Source organism: Streptomyces sp. NPDC031497 (assembly GCF_055580905.1).
This window is the reverse complement of record NZ_JBVIKO010000008.1, coordinates 336,601-352,311: the sequence shown is the minus strand read 5'-3', so window position 1 is coordinate 352,311 and position 15,711 is coordinate 336,601. Positions and strand designations below refer to the sequence as shown.

Here is a 15,711-nt window from a genome sequence, read left to right as displayed (position 1 = left end):
ATCATCCTTTGCGTAGGCGCGGGTCGAGGACCGTGTAGAGCAGGTCGACCGCGTGGTTGACGAGGGTGAACAGCAGGGCGATCGCGAGGGCCGCGCCCTGGACGACCGGGTAGTCGCGCTGCAGGACGCCCTGCACGAGGAGGCGTCCGACGCCCGGGTAGGAGAAGACGGTCTCGGTGACCACCGAACCGCCCAGCAGGGATCCGAACTGGAGCCCGAGGACGGTGACGATGGGCAGCCAGGCGTTGCGCAGCACGTGCCGGCGCACCACCGCGGCCTCGCCGAGGCCCTTCATCCGGGCGGTGCGCACGAAGTCGTCGCCGAGCACCTCCAGGACGGAGGCGCGCACGATCCGGGTGATGAAGCCGGCCATCGACAGCGCGAGCGTCACAGCCGGCAGGATCAGGTGCTGGAACCACGGCCACACCAGTTCGGGCCGGTCCTGGAGGATCGCGTCGAGCAGGACGAAGCCGGTGGTGGGCCGGTAGTCGAGGGTGCTGGGCAGCCGGCCGAGGACCGGCAGCCAGCGCAGCCACACGCCGAACACCACGATGGCGAGTACGCCGAGCGCGAACCAGGGCAGCGAGAAGCTGACGGTCGCCACCGCCCGGGTCGAGGTGTCGATCCAGCTGCCCCGGCGCAGTGCCGCGACGACTCCGGTGACCACGCCGAGCAGCACCGCGACCGTCATGGCCGCGAGGGTGAGCTCCACGGTCGCGGGCAGCGCGTCACCGAGCAGGCCGAGGACGCTGTTGGAGCCGTAGAACGAGGTGCCGAGCCGCAGATGGACCAGGTCGTCGAGGAAGTGGCCGTACTGGGTGAGGAGCGGCTGGTCCAGGCCGAGGGCCTTGGTGACCCGTTCCTCGTTGGCGTCGACCTGCGCGGCGGAGGTGTTGCCGCCGCCCGCCGCGAGCGAGGTCGCCGGGGAGCCCGGCAGCAGCCGTATCGCCACGAACACCAGCGAGGACAGCGCGAACAGCACGACGGGGATCACGGCGAGCCGCCGCACGAACACCCAGGCCGCTCCCGCCTGCCGGGGCAGGCGTACCCGGGGCAGCACCCCGGTGCCCGCGCTCACGCCGTCCCTCTCGGGTCGAGGGCGTCCCGCAGGTCGTCGCCGGCGAAGTTGCACGCCACGACGAACAGCAGGGTGAGGGCGGCGGGCAGCACCACCAGCCGGGGAGCGGTGTACAGGAACTCCTGCCCGGCCTGCACCATGTAGCCCCAGTCCGGTTGCGGCGGCTGGATGCCCAGGCCGAGGTAGGAGAGACCGGCCGCGAACCCGGCCGCGATCGACAGCGTCATGACGACCTGGGCGAGCAACGGGCCGCCGATGTTGGGGAGTACCTCGCGGAGCAGGATGCGGGGCGCCCCGGTGCCGCCGAGCCGGCAGGCCACGACGTAGTCCTTGGCGGCCTCGCGGGCGGTCAGGGTGCGGGCCAGCCGGGCGAGACCCGGCGCCAGTGAGACGCCGATGCCGAGGACCAGACTGACCTTGCCCGGTCCGGCGGCCGCCACCAGCAGGATCACCAGCAGGATCGACGGGAAGGCCAGCGCCAGGTCGACCAGCCGCATCAGCGCCTGCTCCACCACGCCGCCCGCGTATCCGGCGACCAGCCCGACCAGGGTGCCGATCCCGGCCGCGAGCGCGGTCGCCGCGAAGGACACCAGCAGCAGCGGACGGGCGCCGTGCACCAGCCGGGCCAGCTCGTCCCGGCCCAGGTCGTCGGTGCCCAGCGGATGCCCCGGCGCCCCGGGTGCCAGCAGCGCCGAGGAGGTCTGGCGCAGCGGGTCGGCGGCCACGACCAGCGGTCCGAGCAGGGCGATCAGGACCGTAGCGGCGAGCAGCAGCCAGGCGAGCAGCGCGGGCCAGGAGCGGGCCACCCTGCGCCGGCGCAGCGCGCTTAGAATCCGTCGTGCCGTTCGGGGCCGGGAGGCCGCGGCGGCCGCGGCGGCGGGGGCCGTGGCTGCGAGGGGCGCCGCCTCCACCGCCACGGCGTCGACCGCGGCGCCGGTCTCAGACACTGGCCTTCTCCATGTAACAGCGGTGGTTGGCCAGCGCGTCGGTGTTCATGCCCTTCACGTCCGCTCCGCTGACGACCAGGTTGCTGAAGCACGCCAGCATCGACAGGACCATGTACTCCTCGGCCCACCGGCGCTGGATCCTCGTGTAGGCGGCGGTGCGCTTCTTGGTGTCGGTGAGGTTCTTGGCCGCGTAGAGGTCGTCGGCGAGGGAGGCGGCGCCCTTGAGGGTGTCCATGCCGGAGAGCTTGGAGCCGTAGATGCTGGTGGGGCTCGCCATCGCGCCGACCATGTCGTCGGGGTCGGGTACGTAGGTGTTGCGCTCCCAGATCATCAGGTCGTGGTAGTCGTCCTCCCCGTCCAGGAGCCGGCTGAAGTAGGTCGCGGGGTCCACCGAGGTGGTGGCCACCTTGAAGCCGACGTCGGTGAGGTTCTGGGCGATGATCTGGGCCGCCTTGGGGTGCCAGGAGTCGCTGGCGGCCATGAGCCGGATGGTGCGCCCCTTCGCCCCGGCCTCCTCGACCAGCCGCTTGGCCTGGGCGGTGTCCTGGGTGCTGAGGTCGGCGAGCGCGGTGTCGTAACCGCTCTGGGCCGGCGGGATGGCGTAGCCCCTGGGTTCGGCGCCGACGCCGTAGAACGCCTGCTGGAGGATGGCCTTGCGGTTGATGGCCAGGTTGATGGCCTTGCGCACCTTCAGCTCGGGGACCCGGCGGGCGTCGATCATCATGATGGCGTCGGCGTTCTGCGGGGTGTCGTACACCTTCACCGCGCTGTCCTTGCGCAGCTGCGAGACGGCGGAGTACGGGGCGAACTGGGTCGCGGACACGTCGCCGCTGAGCAGCGAGCTGACGATGGTCGACGGGTCCTGGACCTGGCGCAGCACCAGCCGGTCGATGGGGGGCTTGCCCAGCCGGAAGCCGTCGAAGGCCTCCAGCGTGATGGACTGCCCCGCGGTGGCGGTGGAGAAGGCGAACGGCCCGGTGCCCACGAGGTGCTTGCCGATGTCCGCGCCGTACTTGTCCAGCGCGGCCTTGGAGATGATCCGGCCACCGATGTCGGAGAGCTTGCCGAGTACGGTCCGGTCGGGCTTCTTCAGGACCATCTTCACGGTCGTGTCGTCGGGCGCGGTGAGTGAGGCGACGTTGGCGCCCATGCTCGCCAGCGGCCGGGTCGCGCCCTTGGGAAGCGTCTTGTCGTCGGGGTCGAACTGGCGGCCGAGGCTGGCGAGCACGTCGGCGGAGGTGAGCGTGGTCCCGTCGTGGAACTTCACGCCCTCGCGCAGGGTGAAGGTGTAGGTGAGCCTGTCATCGGATATGGTCCACTTCTTCGCCAGGTCCGGTGTGGGCTCGTTCGTCTCGAAGGAGATGAAGGTCAGGCCGCGGCAGACGCAGTCGACGGCCATCCAGTCGCCCAGGGACGTGTAGAAGGCGGGGTCGTTGACGGCGCTGGTGGCGTCGATGGCCAGGGTGAGCGTGCCGCCCTTGCCGCTGCCGCCGCCGTCCTGGGCCGCGGCACCGCACGCGGTGAGCAGGGCGGGCAGCCCGAACCCGACGCCCACGCCGAGCAGTCCGGCCCCCCGGAGCATCGTCCGGCGCGAGACGTCCCGCGACCCGGTCGCCGGCACCGACGACGGGGTGGCGGCGGCGGTCGAGGGCGATCCAGAGGTGTGATCCGGCATGGGGCCTCCTTGGGCACCGATCCTGAGAATGGATTAAATCTGCGCTGGATTGGATCCAAAAACATGCTCAGTGGCTCCCGATTCCCTCTCGTGTCCCTGGGGTTAAAGGCGTGTGAAGCGGACTTCGGACGATCGGTTGCCCCCCCGGTGGGGGATCCGACGCGCGAGGCGTGGACCGGGAACGAGTCGCCTGCGGGCACCGGGCAAGTGCCCTGTCGCCGACAGGGCACTTGAGTCACTGAATCTCCAAAAAGGTCCAGACGTGTGCGAATCCCCGGTCTCTCAGAAGACCCGGATCGGGATCTCGGCGGGGGCGGTGAGCAGGTCGAGGATCTCGTCGTCCAGGCGGACCAGGGTGACGGAGGCGCCGGCCATGTCGAGCGAGGTGCAGTACTCGCCCACGTAGCTGCGCCCGACCTCGATGCCGCGCTCGGCCAGTTGTTTGTGGGCGAGGCCGTACACCAGGTACAGCTCGCCGATCGGTGTGCCGCCGAGGCCGTTGACCATCAGCGCGACGCGGTCACCGGAGGAGAACGGCAGGTCGTCCACGACCGCGCTGACCAGTTCCCGCACCATCACGTCCGCAGACTGCAGCTTCTCGCGCTTGCGGCCCGGTTCGCCGTGGATGCCCACGCCCATCTCGACGGCGTCGTCGGGCAGTTCGAACAGCGGCGAACCCTTCGCCGGCGGTGTGCAGGCGGTGAGCGCCATGCCCATGGAGCGGGTGACGGAGTTGACCTTCTCCCCGATCCGGTACACCTCGTCGAGGTCCGCACCCCGCTCGGCGGCCGCGCCGACGGCCTTCATCACGAAGAAGTTGCCGGCCACCCCTCGCCGGCCGACGGTGTACGTCGAGTCCTGTACGGCCACGTCGTCGTCGATGAACAGCGTACGGACGGTCACGCCGTCGGCCTGGGAGAGTTCCTCGGCCATCTCGAACGCCATGCGGTCCCCGGTGTAGTTGTTGACCAGCAGCAGCACACCCTTCGGGGAGGCGACCAGCTTGACCGTCTCGTAGACGTAGTCGGCGGGCGGCGCGGCGAACACGTCGCCCGGACAGGCCGCGTCGAGCATCCCCCTGCCGACGGTCATCACGTGCGCCGGCTCGTGACCCGACCCGGAGCCCTGCACGATCGAGACCTTGTCCTCCCGCGGGGTGTCGGCACGCATGATCAGGTTGTACTCGGGCACGTACTTCAGCGTGCCGGGGTTGGCCAGGGCCAGTCCCTCCAGCATCTCCGCGACGTAGTCCTTCGGGTCGTTGACGAACTTCTTCATGCCGTGACTCCTCCTGGTCCTGCCGGTGGCGTCAGTCGCGTGCGGCCCACTCGGCGGCGATGCGCTCCGCCATGACCGCGACCGCCACCGCGCCCGGGTCCGGCGAGCCGATGCTGCGCTCACCGGTGTAGCTCTGGCGTCCCCGCCGGGCCTGCATGGGGGCTGTCGCGTCGGCCGCGGCACGGGCGGTCGTGGCGGCCAGGGCGGCCAGTTCCGCGCCGTCGGCCGCCGGTCCGTCCTGTGCCAGCCGCCGTTCCAGGGCGTCGGTCATCGGGATCAGGGCGTCCAGCAGGGTCTTGTCACCGACGTCGGACTTTCCTCGCGCCTTGATCCCCTCCGCGGCGGCCCGCAGCATGGCGACCGCGTCCCCGGCGTCCGGTTCCGGCCGGTCCTTGACGGCACCGGCGGCCCGCAGGAAGGCGGTACCCCACAGCGGACCCGACGTGCCGCCGACCCGCTTGGAGATCACCATGGCGACCTTCTTCAGGAATTCGGACGGTGCCTCCGGGGCGAGGTCGTCCCAGTCGGCGAGCACGATCTCGAAGCCGCGGGCGAGCGAGTACCCGAAGTCCCCGTCCCCGGCGACGGCGTCGAGGTCGCTGAAGGCCCGTTCGTTGTCCACCGCGGTCCGGGCGATCGTCCGTACGACGAACGTGAGGTCGCCGCCGGGCGCCGACGACGACGGCGATGACGATGACGATGGCGCTGACATGTCTCTCCTGACTGCCGCGGCGTCAGTGGGGTCGGGGATCGGATGGGGCGGGGTCCGTGTCGCCGCCGGCGGCGGGGAGCAGGCCGGCGAGGTCCGCGAGTTCGACGTACGGCCCCGGGTCGGTACCGAGCGGATCGCTCAGCACCCGGGCGACGGTCTCCTCCGGCGGCGGATCGCCCAGCGAGGTGACGACCAAGGAGGCCCCGGTGAAGTCCTCCTGGCCCGTGTAGGCGCTCGTCGTGACCGCGCAGGCGAGCCCGGCGCCGAGCGCGGACAGCAGGCCGTTGCGGCTGTCCTCGATCACGACGGCTTGCCCGGGATCCAGACCGAGCCGGTGCAGGGCGAAGGCGTAGATGTCCGGGGCCGGCTTCTTGCGCTGGACCACGTCCCCGGCGAAAACGCTGAAGTGAGAGGCCAGTTCCGGGCCCATGGCGAGTTCGAGCACGCTGCGGACGGACGCCTCCGCGGAGGTGGAGGCGACCGCGAGCGTCCACCCGGCCTCATGTGCCGCCGTGGCCACCCGCCGCACGCCGGGCCGGGGAGGAATGCTTCCGCTGCCGATGATGGCCGTGTAGATCTCGGTCTTGCGCCGGTGCCAGGCCGCGACCTGCTCGTCGAGAGCGGCCGGGTCGGAGGGCAGGCCGGCGGCGGCGATGAACTCCGGGGTCAGCAGCGTACGCATCCGCTCCTTGCCGCCGCCGATCTTCACCTTCTCCGCGTACTCCTCGTCGCTCCACCGCACCGGCAGGCCGAACTCCTCGAACGTCCTGTTGAAGGCGGGCAGATGACCGTCGCGTTCGGTGTCGGCGAGCACGCCGTCGCAGTCGAAGACGAGCGCGGGCACGGCTACCTCGCCTGCCCGGCGCTGCCGAAGAGCCTCATCAGTGAACCGGCCATGTCGATGACGTCCTGGCGGACGTCCCGGAAGAGCGACGGCGGGTCCCACTTCTGCCGCTCCTCCGCCGTCCGCAGGAAGGCCAGGTTCGACTTCATGTACGTCTCCTTGAGGGCCGTGGAGATGTTGACCTTCGCGCACCCCCGGGAGATCAGGTCGCGGAACTGCTCGTCGGAGAGCCCGCTGCCGCCGTGCAGCGCGATGGGCACGGGATGGGCCGCCACGATGTCGGACACGCGCTGCGCGTCGAGCACCGGCGCCTGCTTGTACGACCCGTGCGCGTTCCCGATCGCCGGTGCGAAGACATCGACCCGCGTGGTCCGCAGGAACTCCAGCGCGACTTCCAGGGACTGCCGCTCGGCGGCGACGTCGCTGCCGACCCCGTCCTCCACACCGGTGATCGACTCGATCTCGCCCTCGACCGCGGCGCCGAACGGACGGGCCTCCGCGACGACCTCGACGGTCTGCCGCATGTTCTCCTCGACCGGCAGCTTGGAGGCGTCGAAGAGCACCGAGTTCCACCCCCGCCGCAGGCACTCGGTGATGACCTCGCGCTCCGGACAGTGATCCAGGTGCAGGGTGACGGGTACCTCGATGCCCGCGGTCATCGCGGTCCACATGGCGAAGAGCACGTCGCTGCCGATGGCCCTGACCGTCTTCACCGAGGTCTGCACGATGAGCGGCGACGCGTTCTCCACCGCGGCCGCCAGCACGGCCTCCAGCGTGAGGTCGTTGAACACGTTGATGGCCGGTACGGCGTAGCGCTCCGCGAAAGGCCTGGCGAGGATCTCGGTCAGCGGTGTCACACCCACGACGCCTCCACGTCTTCACCCACCCCCGCTCCTCCATTCCACGCCCGCGCCTCACACCCCGCCACTTTTGGCGGCCCGGAACGGCGGGCGGGCGGGTTGCCGGAATCCAACCGATGCCGACGCCGTGGCATGGCCGGCGCGGTCAGCGCAGCAGGGATCGAGGCCGTGCGGACAGGATCGCCTCGGCCTCGTCGCTGATGGTCCGGACCACGTCAGCGGCGGGACGGACGGCGTCGACGAAGAACGCCGACTGCCCGTAGAGGATCTCGCTCGTGTCGGGGTCGGGCGTGGCCTCGAAGGGGTTGCTGTCCGCCGCGGGCTGGAACTCCTCCTTGCGGTCCCGCAGCGTCGCCTCACGCCCCGACCACTCGTCGGTGAAGCGGTTACGGCGGACGCGGGTACCAATGGCCGTGGGCCAGGGCAGCCCCGACACGATGTCGTAGGCCCGCGTCCACACGGTGTCGCCGCCGTCGCTCTCGACGATCAGGCGCTTGTGGAGATCGTGTACCTCGACCGCCTCGGGCGTGGCGAGGAACGCCGTGCCGAGCCAGGCGCCGTCCGCACCGGCGGTGAGGACCGCCGCGAGGGTCCGGCCGTCGCCGATGCCCCCTGCTGCCAGTACCGGCACATCGGGATATCGCCGCACGATCCCGGCCAGGAGGGGCAGCAGGCCCATCGTTCCGGTGTGGCCACCGGCCTCGGTGCCCTGCGCCACGAGGACGTCGGCACCGGCGGCCACGGCCGTCGCCGCGTCGTCGTGGTTCTGGACCTGGCACATCACCCGGGCTCCCGCGTCCTTGGCACGAGCGAGCCACGGCCGGGGGTCGGCGAACGACAGCGCGATGACCTCCGGCCGTTCCTCCAGCGCGGCGTCGAAAAGCGGCTCGGTGCAGGGGAGGAGCGGCGTGATGAAGCCGACTCCGAACGGCCGGTCCGTCGTGGCCCGGATCGTTGCGATCTCCGCGCGGATCCAGTCCGGCCCTTTCCAGGGATGTGTGCCCCCGAAGGAGCCGAGGCCGCCGGCGGCGGAGACAGCGGCGGCGAGTGTGCCGCCGCTGTGCAGGCTCATGGGCGCCGCCATCACCGGGTGAGTGATGCCGAACATTTCGGTGAATCTCGTGCGCAACATGGGCTGAAGCTAGCGAAGCCGATTAAACCGAACAACTTGGGCGCGGCCCAGTGCGATCAGGGATTTCCAGGACCTGTTCCGCTTGAAGGGCATCTCGAACATCCGCGAGAACAGCCATGCCCCGAGCACCGAGACCGGCAGGGCTGTGGCAAGCGTGAACCAGAACGTCGGCAGGCCGCGCGAGACGAAATGCGGGGCTACCCGGCGTATGACGACTATGACGATCGGCAGATGAATCAGGTACAGGCTGTAGGAGAAGTCGCCGAGCCTTCGGATCGGTCGCGTGGTCAGGAGCCGTAGCAGCAGGGCGGGCCTGCCGGTGGCCACCGCGGCGAGCAGCATCGTCATGGCGGGAGCGATGGCGAGGTCGATCCAGAAGTAGTGGTTCACCGTCCACACGGAACCCTTGACGACGCCGATGGCCAGGACGGGCAGGGCGGCCAGGGCGGCGAACCATCCCCAGGGCAGGCGCCGAATCCGGTCCCGCGCGGCGACGACTCCCGCACCGATCACACCCGCGACGAACACGGGCGCGAGGTGGGGGGCAAGCCAGTTGTCGCCCTCCACCGGATTCGCACCGGCTGCTGTCAGGCCGAGGGCGATCACCGGAAGGGTCACGCACGCGGCCAGGACCACCGCGTTCGACCGCCGCCTGACAAAAAGAAGAAGAGGAAAGAGGAGATAGAGCTCGGCCTCCACACCGATCGACCAGAACGCGCCGTTCGGCGTGGGCGCGGTGATCATGTCCTGGGCGACGAGACCGTACACCAGGACGGACTTGCCGGTAGGTGGCCCGAAGTGCGAGGCCGGCACCACGAACAGGGAGATGATCACGCTCATGGCCAGCGCCGCCCAGTACGGGGGCAGGATCCGCCAGGCGCGCCGGCGCAGGAACTGCGCGACGCCGACCGACCGCCAGCCGTGGCGGGCCGGGGAGAGGGCCAGGGAGAAGCCGGAGAGCACCAGGAAGAAGACGACGGCGAGGCGCCCGAACATCAGCCCCTTCAGCCACGCAGGCGCCGAACTGTCGGGATAGCCGGGGAAGGTGTACAGCCAGCAGTGGAACAGCACCACATACAACGCCGCCAGGCCCCGGAGGCCGTCCAGGCCCCCCACCTGCGACTGGGCGCGTGCTTTGCTCCCTGTCTCCGCCTGTGCCGCCGGGGCTGGGGCGGCCAGGTCGAGAGTGCTGCTGGCCGGACGGCCCAAGTCGGCGGAAATGGTTCAACCCCTTCTCCTGGCGGCGCGTTTGCCGCCGGGCCGATGCCCTGGCGGCGCGCCGGGCGGCACAGTGCCGCCACAGGGACTTGGTACGTGGCATCCGGCTCAGAGGTTCAGCGCAGGGCCCGCGTCTTTCTCGTCCCGCCCGTGTGAGGCCGGCAGCGCGGCAGCCGCGGGCGTCAGCCGGTCTCGGCGGCCTTCTGCCCGGACGGGGCTACGGCGTACCACTCCGCGTCCTTGCCCTGGCCGTTCGCCTGTTCGGCCGCCGTGTCGCCGCTGTACCGGTAGAGCGGCCAGCCGGCGAGGGTGAGTTGCTTCAGGCCGTTGCGGTGAACCGTGCCGAGGAGGCTCTTGTCGACCCCCGTCGTCTGTACGGAGTCCCCCACGATGACCGGCACCCATGTCTTCGTGCACGCACCGGAGCACGTCCATCTGGAGGGATTCGACTGGTCCTTGTCGTAGCGGTAGAGGGTCAGTCCCCGGTCGTCGGCGACCACGCTGCCGATGCCGTTCAAGGCTTCGGCCGTCACGCCGGTGGTCGTGGCAGGCTGCCCGGTCCCGGCGCTGCCGCTGTCGCCCGCCGCCGAGGTGGCCGGCGTTGCGGAGGCCCCGGGATCCGACGCGGCCGGGGCCACCGGGGCGGCGCTGTCGGAGCCGGTGCCGTTCGAGGAGCCGCATGCCCCCAGCAGGAGGGGGGAGGCGAGCCCTACGGCGAGGCTCAGGACGATGCGTCGCAGGAACAACGAGTTACCCTTCGTCAGGAGTCGCTTCTACTTGCTCCCTCAGTACGTCGACGGACCACCGCCCGCTCAGCCGCCGACACGAGATGACGCAGTCTTGACCATCCGCGTGGCGCCCGTCACCCGGGTGAGTGCGGCCTCCGGAGCCGGCTGTCAGCCGGCGGACGAGGAGTCACCGGTGTCGGCGTGCGTGCCGGTGAGGTTCTCCTCGATACGCGTCAGGACCCGCATCGCCTGCCGGTACTCCTCGTCCGTGAATCCCGCGGCGGTGACCGCCTCCAGGTCGCGCCAGGCCCGCAGCACCCGGTCGCGCAGGGCCCGGCCGGCGCGGGTGGTGTCCACGAGGACGGCCCGCCGGTCGTCGGGGGAGGGGCTGCGGCTGACGAACCCGGACTGCTCCAGGCGTTGCAGCATCTTGGTGACGGTGGACGGATCGAGCCCCAGCGTCTTGACGAGGTCGGCCTGACGCTGCTCGCCCTGTTCCCAGAGCCGCATCATCAGGAGCTCCTGCCCGGGATACAGGCCGGTCTCGCGCAGCAGGTGGCCCGCCGTGATCCGGTGCACCCGGGCGGCACGGAAGAGGGCCCCGCTCATCGGGGCGTCGGCGACGGCCGGGACCGTGTCGTCGTTGCCCTGGACCGCTTCGGACGCCGGCATGGTTGTTGTTCTCCTTGCGCTGCCCTCGGGAAATACGTGTCGAGCCTCTTATCCTAAAGGGATTGATTGGCCGGCAAAGTGGATTGGCCGGCAAAAGTCCTGCTTTCCGTATCCGTGGGCCCTGTCGAGCGGTGACGACCGGCGCGGACGCCCGGGGCGATCTTGGTGGTTCGCTCACCGTTCATAACGGCCTCACCCAGGCGAAGGCGGCCGTTCGGGTCAGGTCGGAAAGGTCCTGGCGGCCTGTCACATCGGAACCCCAGGACGGATTTCGTGACCGAAGCACGCGTTCGGCGGTGGCGTCGCAGCCTCCGTGTTCTGCTCGTCGCCGTCGCCGGCCCGACGCTCGCCGTCGGCGCCCTGACCGCGTCCCCCGCCCACGCGGCGGCGGCCGACGACATCCGCATCAACGAGGTGGTGACCACCGGGGACGTCAACGACTCGGTGGAGCTGTACAACAAGGGCACCGCCACGGTGGATCTCTCCGGCTGGATCCTCAAGGACGACAACAACAGCTCCAAGTACGCGATAGCCTCCGGGACCACGCTCGCCCCCGGTGGCTTCGTGGCCTTCGACGTGCACAACGCCTTCGGTCTGGGCTCCGACGACGAGGCGCGCCTCTACCTCGCCGACGGCACCACCCTCGTGGACAGCTTCAGCTGGAGCGAGCACTCCAACCCGTCGTGGTCGCGCTGCCCCGACGGCACCGGCGCCTTCGGTTCGGCCGCCGTGACGCTCGGCGCCGCCAACGACTGTGGCTCCGGCGGCGTTTCGGCGACGGCCTGGCCGGGCGGCAGCTCGGTCACGGCCGCCGACACCAAGAACGCCTTCGGCTCCGACCTGAGCGGCCTCTACCAGGAGGGGAGCGTGATGTGGGCGGCTCAGAACAGCGGCAAGCTCTGGCGTCTGGTCCCGAACGGCGCCACCGCCTGGAAGGCCGACACCAGCAACGGCTGGACCTCCGGCAAGACCCTCAGGTTCCCCGGCGGCTCCGGCACGCCCGACGACGAGGGCGTCACGCTGACCGGCTCCGGAGCCGCCGGCGGCGTCTACGTGGCGAGTGAGCGCAACGCGGACTCGTCCGGCACCAGCCGCCTGTCCGTCCTGAAGTACGACGTGAGCGGCACCGCCACCACGCTCACCGCCGCCACCGAGTGGAACCTGACCTCGGACCTGCCGTCCGTGGGCTCCAACCTCGGCCTGGAGGCCATCACCTGGGTTCCGGACGCCACCCTGACCGCCGCCGGTCTCAAGGACGCCTCCACCGGCGCGGCCTACAACCCGGCGAACTACGGCTCGCACACCGGCGGCGTGTTCTTCGTCGGCGTCGAGGGCACCGGCATGATCTACGGCTACGTCCTCAAGGACGGCGGCACCTTCACCCGCGTCGCCTCCCTCAGCAGCGGCATGGCCGGCGTGATGGAACTCCAGTGGGAGCCGCAGGCCTCCCGCCTCTGGGCGGTCTGCGACGACACCTGTGACGGCCAGCACCGGACCATGAAGATCAACGCGTCCGGTGTCTTCGCCACCACGGCGATCTACAACCGCCCGTCCGGCATGGACAACCTCAACAACGAGGGCTTCGCCGTCTCCGGCTCGGACGCGTGCAGCAGCGGCACCAAGCCCGTGTACTGGTCCGACGACAGCAACGACAGCGGCCACGCCCTGCGCCGGTCCACGATCACCTGCTGACCCTGCCGGCGCGCCGGTACCCCGCTGTATCGTACGCGCGGCACCTCACGCACCACCCGCAACACAACGCCAACTCCCTTACCGGCGCGTCGACTTCACCGACGTGCCGGTTCCTTTCGCCGCCCCCCCCGGAGGAACCGTGGCCACCAGCCGCCCCCGCCGTTCTCGTGAGCCTCTGACCCGACGCAGATCCCTCGCCCTGACGGCCGCCCTCGCCGCCGTCTGCTGTGTCACCCTCACCCAGCCCACCCCGGCCAGCGCCGACTCCGCCGCCGACCGCGCCGCCCTCGCCCAGTGGTGGGCCCCCGTCAACTTCCAGGACGTCGACTCCACCGGCGAGACCGCGCTCGGCGGCAGGTCGGACTACATCACGTCCTACGACTACGACGGCGACTTCAACGGCCGCGACAACTGGGAGAACACCAGCCAGTCCGCGCTCGCGGCGCATGTCTACTACTCGGTCGTCCAGACCCCGTCCTTCTCGTACCTGCTGTACACGTACTTCCATCCGCGCGACTGGTCGGACGGCGTCCTCGACAACTACCAGGAGGACCTGACCGAGCACGAGAACGACGCCGAGGGCGTCCTCGTCGTCGTGGCCAACGACGGTTCCGCGTACGGACAGTTGAAGGCCGCCATCACCGTCGCGCACAGCAACTTCTACTCCTGGGTGCCCGCGGGCAGCGACTTCACCAGCGGGCAGGAGAGCGTCGACGGCACCCTGAAGCTCCAGGGCGACCCGCACGACGACGGCCACGGCCGCCCGTTCACGACCCAGCAGCCCAACACCCATGCCGCGTGGGCCGAGGGCTACCTGTCGCAGGAGCGCAGCCAGTACGCGAGCGGCGACGGCATCGTCTACTACCCCGGCTCCACCGCCGAGGTGCCGTCCGGTTCCAACGACCGTGACGTGCAGTACACGCTGACCGACGTCTTCGCCTCGAACGGCATGTGGGCGAACCGCACCCTGACCACGCTCTTCGCGACGTCGAACAACTTCGCCGGCGACGACGGCTCCAACCCCTACGGTGCCAAGTGCGGCGCCGGCGGGGTCCTCGGCCCGGCCAACGGCGCCTGCGACACCGACGCGGCCAACCCGCCCTGGGCCTGGGACGACGGCAACGACCTGCCCGGCCGGGGCTACCTCGCCACCAACCCCGCCGAACTCGTCTGGGACTACTTCAACTGGTCCGGCAAGCCCTCCTCGCCCGACCTCGCCTACACCTGGGACCAGTACAACGGCATCACTTCGTGAGGAGCGGCCGCGTCGCTCCGTGGTGAGCGGTCAGGGCGTACCGGTGAGGTTCTCCATCAACCGGTACGCCTGCTCCAGGGACAACGGCGGTGGTCGGCCCGCATCCGGTGTGCCTCCTCGAACGCGCCTCTCCGCCAACACCGTCGACGCCCCCCGGCTGACTCACCTGGCCGCCGCCCACGGCCGGGGCGCCGAGATGTTCGAGCGGCTGCTCCGCGCCCACCTCGGCGAAGGCGAAGCCGTCGACGACCCCGGTACCCTGGTACGGCTCGGTGCCGAGGTCGGTGTACCGGAGGACGAGGTACGGCGGATGCCCGACGGCGACGCGTACCCCGGTGCCGTCACGGCCGACATCCGCGAGGCACACCGCTACGGCGCCACCGGCGTGCCGTTCTTCGTGCTCGACCGCGCCTACGGCCCCTCCGGGGCCCAGCCGGCCGGCACCTTCCTGACCGCCCTGCGGACCGCGCACGCGGACACCGCCCGGGCGAGGCGCTGAGCGGGGCTCGACGCGCGCGATCGGCCCGGAGCTGGTGTGCTGAGGGAGGGGGTTTCGACCGTTTCCGTCGTACCCGTTCCGGGAGAGACGTATGAGTACCTACCGAGTCGCGCAGGTGCCCGCCATGGGCGCGCCCTTCGAGATCGTCGAGCGGGAGGTGCCCCGACCGGGTCCCCGGCACGTGCGGATCGCCGTGGAGGCCTGCGGAATCTGCCACAGCGACAGCTTCTTCGTGACCGCCGGACTGCCGGGCATCACGTTCCCCGTGGTGCCCGGACACGAGATCGCCGGGCGGATCGAGGAGATCGGGGAGGGCATCGAGGACTGGGGCTGGGCGATCGGCGACCGGGTCGGGGTCGGCTGGTTCGGCGGCAGCTGCGGCCACTGCAAGCCGTGCCGGCAGGGCGACTTCATCGTCTGCGAGAACGGCAGGACGCCCGGCTGGACCTACGACGGCGGCTTCGGCGCGCAGGTGATCGCGCCGGTCGACGCCCTGGCCCGCATCCCCGACGGGCTGACCTCGGCCGACGCCGCACCCCTGGGCTGCGCGGGCGTGACCACCTTCAACGGGCTCAGGCGCAGCCCGGCCGAGCCCGGTGACCTGGTCGCCGTCGTCGGCCTCGGCGGGCTCGGTCACCTCGGCGTGAAGTACGCGGTGGCCATGGGCTTCGAGACGGTGGCCATCGCCCGCGGCGCCGAGAAGGCCGACTTCGCCAAACAGCTCGGCGCCCACCACTACATCGACTCCACGACATCGACACCCGTCGCGGAGGCCCTCCAGTCGCTCGGCGGCGCCAAGGTCGTACTCGCCACCGCGGGCAACTCCCCGGCGATCTCGGCGGCCGTGGACGGTCTGGGACCCCGGGGCGAGCTGGTGGTGATCGGCATCGACCCCGAGCCCCTCGGGTTCAGCCCGCTCCAGTTGCTCACGAACGCCCGGGAGATCCGCGGCCATCCGTCCGGCACCGCCCAGGACGTGCAGGACACCATGGAGTTCAGCGCCCTGCACGGGATCCGCCCGACGATCGAGACCGTACCGCTGGAGGAGGCGGGCGCGGCCTACCAGAAGATGATGGACGGGGCCGCGCGCTTCCGCATGGTGCTGACCTACGACTGACCCA

15 protein-coding genes are annotated in these 15,711 nt (G+C 70.7%); 4 read left to right on the top strand and 11 right to left on the bottom strand.

Annotated elements, in window-relative coordinates; translation table 11 throughout:
• Position 1: 1 nt before the first annotated feature.
• From ACZ5K7_RS19615 to ACZ5K7_RS19565, 11 genes are all read right to left on the bottom strand, one after another.
• On the bottom strand, positions 2-1,078 hold the full coding sequence (locus tag ACZ5K7_RS19615; RefSeq protein WP_351704272.1) for an ABC transporter permease: 1,077 nt from the start codon (positions 1,076-1,078) through the stop codon (positions 2-4).
• Complete coding sequence (locus ACZ5K7_RS19610; RefSeq protein ID WP_468914850.1) at positions 1,075-2,025, bottom strand: ABC transporter permease; 951 nt, start codon at positions 2,023-2,025, stop codon at positions 1,075-1,077. The genes ACZ5K7_RS19615 and ACZ5K7_RS19610 overlap by 4 nt, the downstream gene beginning before the upstream one ends.
• Entirely contained in the window at positions 2,018-3,700 is a 1,683-nt protein-coding gene (locus ACZ5K7_RS19605) for an ABC transporter substrate-binding protein (protein ID WP_351704266.1), read from the bottom strand. Before ACZ5K7_RS19605 ends, ACZ5K7_RS19610 begins: the two co-directional genes overlap by 8 nt.
• 282 nt (positions 3,701-3,982) lie before the next feature.
• Positions 3,983-4,978 carry a dihydroxyacetone kinase subunit DhaK gene (dhaK, locus tag ACZ5K7_RS19600; protein WP_351704263.1) on the bottom strand — a complete coding sequence of 332 codons (996 nt, stop codon included), beginning with the start codon at positions 4,976-4,978 and terminating at the stop codon, positions 3,983-3,985.
• A gap of 31 nt (positions 4,979-5,009) precedes the next feature.
• On the bottom strand, positions 5,010-5,690 hold the full coding sequence (gene dhaL, locus ACZ5K7_RS19595) for a dihydroxyacetone kinase subunit DhaL (protein ID WP_351704260.1): 681 nt from the start codon (positions 5,688-5,690) through the stop codon (positions 5,010-5,012).
• A gap of 22 nt (positions 5,691-5,712) precedes the next feature.
• Entirely contained in the window at positions 5,713-6,534 is an 822-nt protein-coding gene (locus ACZ5K7_RS19590; RefSeq protein WP_468914848.1) for an HAD-IA family hydrolase, read from the bottom strand.
• Positions 6,535-6,536: 2 nt separating this feature from the next.
• A complete protein-coding gene (locus tag ACZ5K7_RS19585; RefSeq protein WP_468914846.1) occupies positions 6,537-7,397 on the bottom strand; it encodes a class II fructose-bisphosphate aldolase in 861 nt (286 codons plus the stop codon).
• Positions 7,398-7,539: 142 nt separating this feature from the next.
• Complete coding sequence (locus tag ACZ5K7_RS19580; RefSeq protein ID WP_351704251.1) at positions 7,540-8,526, bottom strand: NAD(P)H-dependent flavin oxidoreductase; 987 nt, start codon at positions 8,524-8,526, stop codon at positions 7,540-7,542.
• 9 nt (positions 8,527-8,535) lie between these two features.
• Complete coding sequence (locus tag ACZ5K7_RS19575; RefSeq protein ID WP_468914844.1) at positions 8,536-9,735, bottom strand: acyltransferase family protein; 1,200 nt, start codon at positions 9,733-9,735, stop codon at positions 8,536-8,538.
• A gap of 191 nt (positions 9,736-9,926) precedes the next feature.
• Positions 9,927-10,490, bottom strand: a complete 564-nt coding sequence (locus ACZ5K7_RS19570) for a hypothetical protein (RefSeq protein ID WP_351704245.1) — start codon at positions 10,488-10,490, stop codon at positions 9,927-9,929.
• A gap of 150 nt (positions 10,491-10,640) precedes the next feature.
• The gene (locus ACZ5K7_RS19565; protein ID WP_468914843.1) at positions 10,641-11,144 is read right to left on the bottom strand and encodes a MarR family winged helix-turn-helix transcriptional regulator; all 504 of its coding nucleotides are present in this window, start codon (positions 11,142-11,144) and stop codon (positions 10,641-10,643) included.
• A 273-nt stretch (positions 11,145-11,417) separates the two neighbouring features.
• Between ACZ5K7_RS19565 and ACZ5K7_RS19560 the strand changes: the two genes are divergently transcribed.
• From ACZ5K7_RS19560 to ACZ5K7_RS19545, 4 genes are all read left to right on the top strand, one after another.
• Positions 11,418-12,836: a lamin tail domain-containing protein gene (locus tag ACZ5K7_RS19560; RefSeq protein WP_468914841.1), complete on the top strand. Its 1,419-nt coding sequence runs from the start codon at positions 11,418-11,420 to the stop codon at positions 12,834-12,836.
• Positions 12,837-12,975: 139 nt separating this feature from the next.
• Positions 12,976-14,091 carry a hypothetical protein gene (locus ACZ5K7_RS19555; RefSeq protein ID WP_468914839.1) on the top strand — a complete coding sequence of 372 codons (1,116 nt, stop codon included), beginning with the start codon at positions 12,976-12,978 and terminating at the stop codon, positions 14,089-14,091.
• 43 nt (positions 14,092-14,134) lie between these two features.
• Complete coding sequence (locus ACZ5K7_RS19550) at positions 14,135-14,590, top strand: DsbA family oxidoreductase (protein WP_468914837.1); 456 nt, start codon at positions 14,135-14,137, stop codon at positions 14,588-14,590.
• A gap of 91 nt (positions 14,591-14,681) precedes the next feature.
• Entirely contained in the window at positions 14,682-15,707 is a 1,026-nt protein-coding gene (locus tag ACZ5K7_RS19545; RefSeq protein WP_468914835.1) for an alcohol dehydrogenase, read from the top strand.
• Positions 15,708-15,711 lie beyond the last annotated feature (4 nt).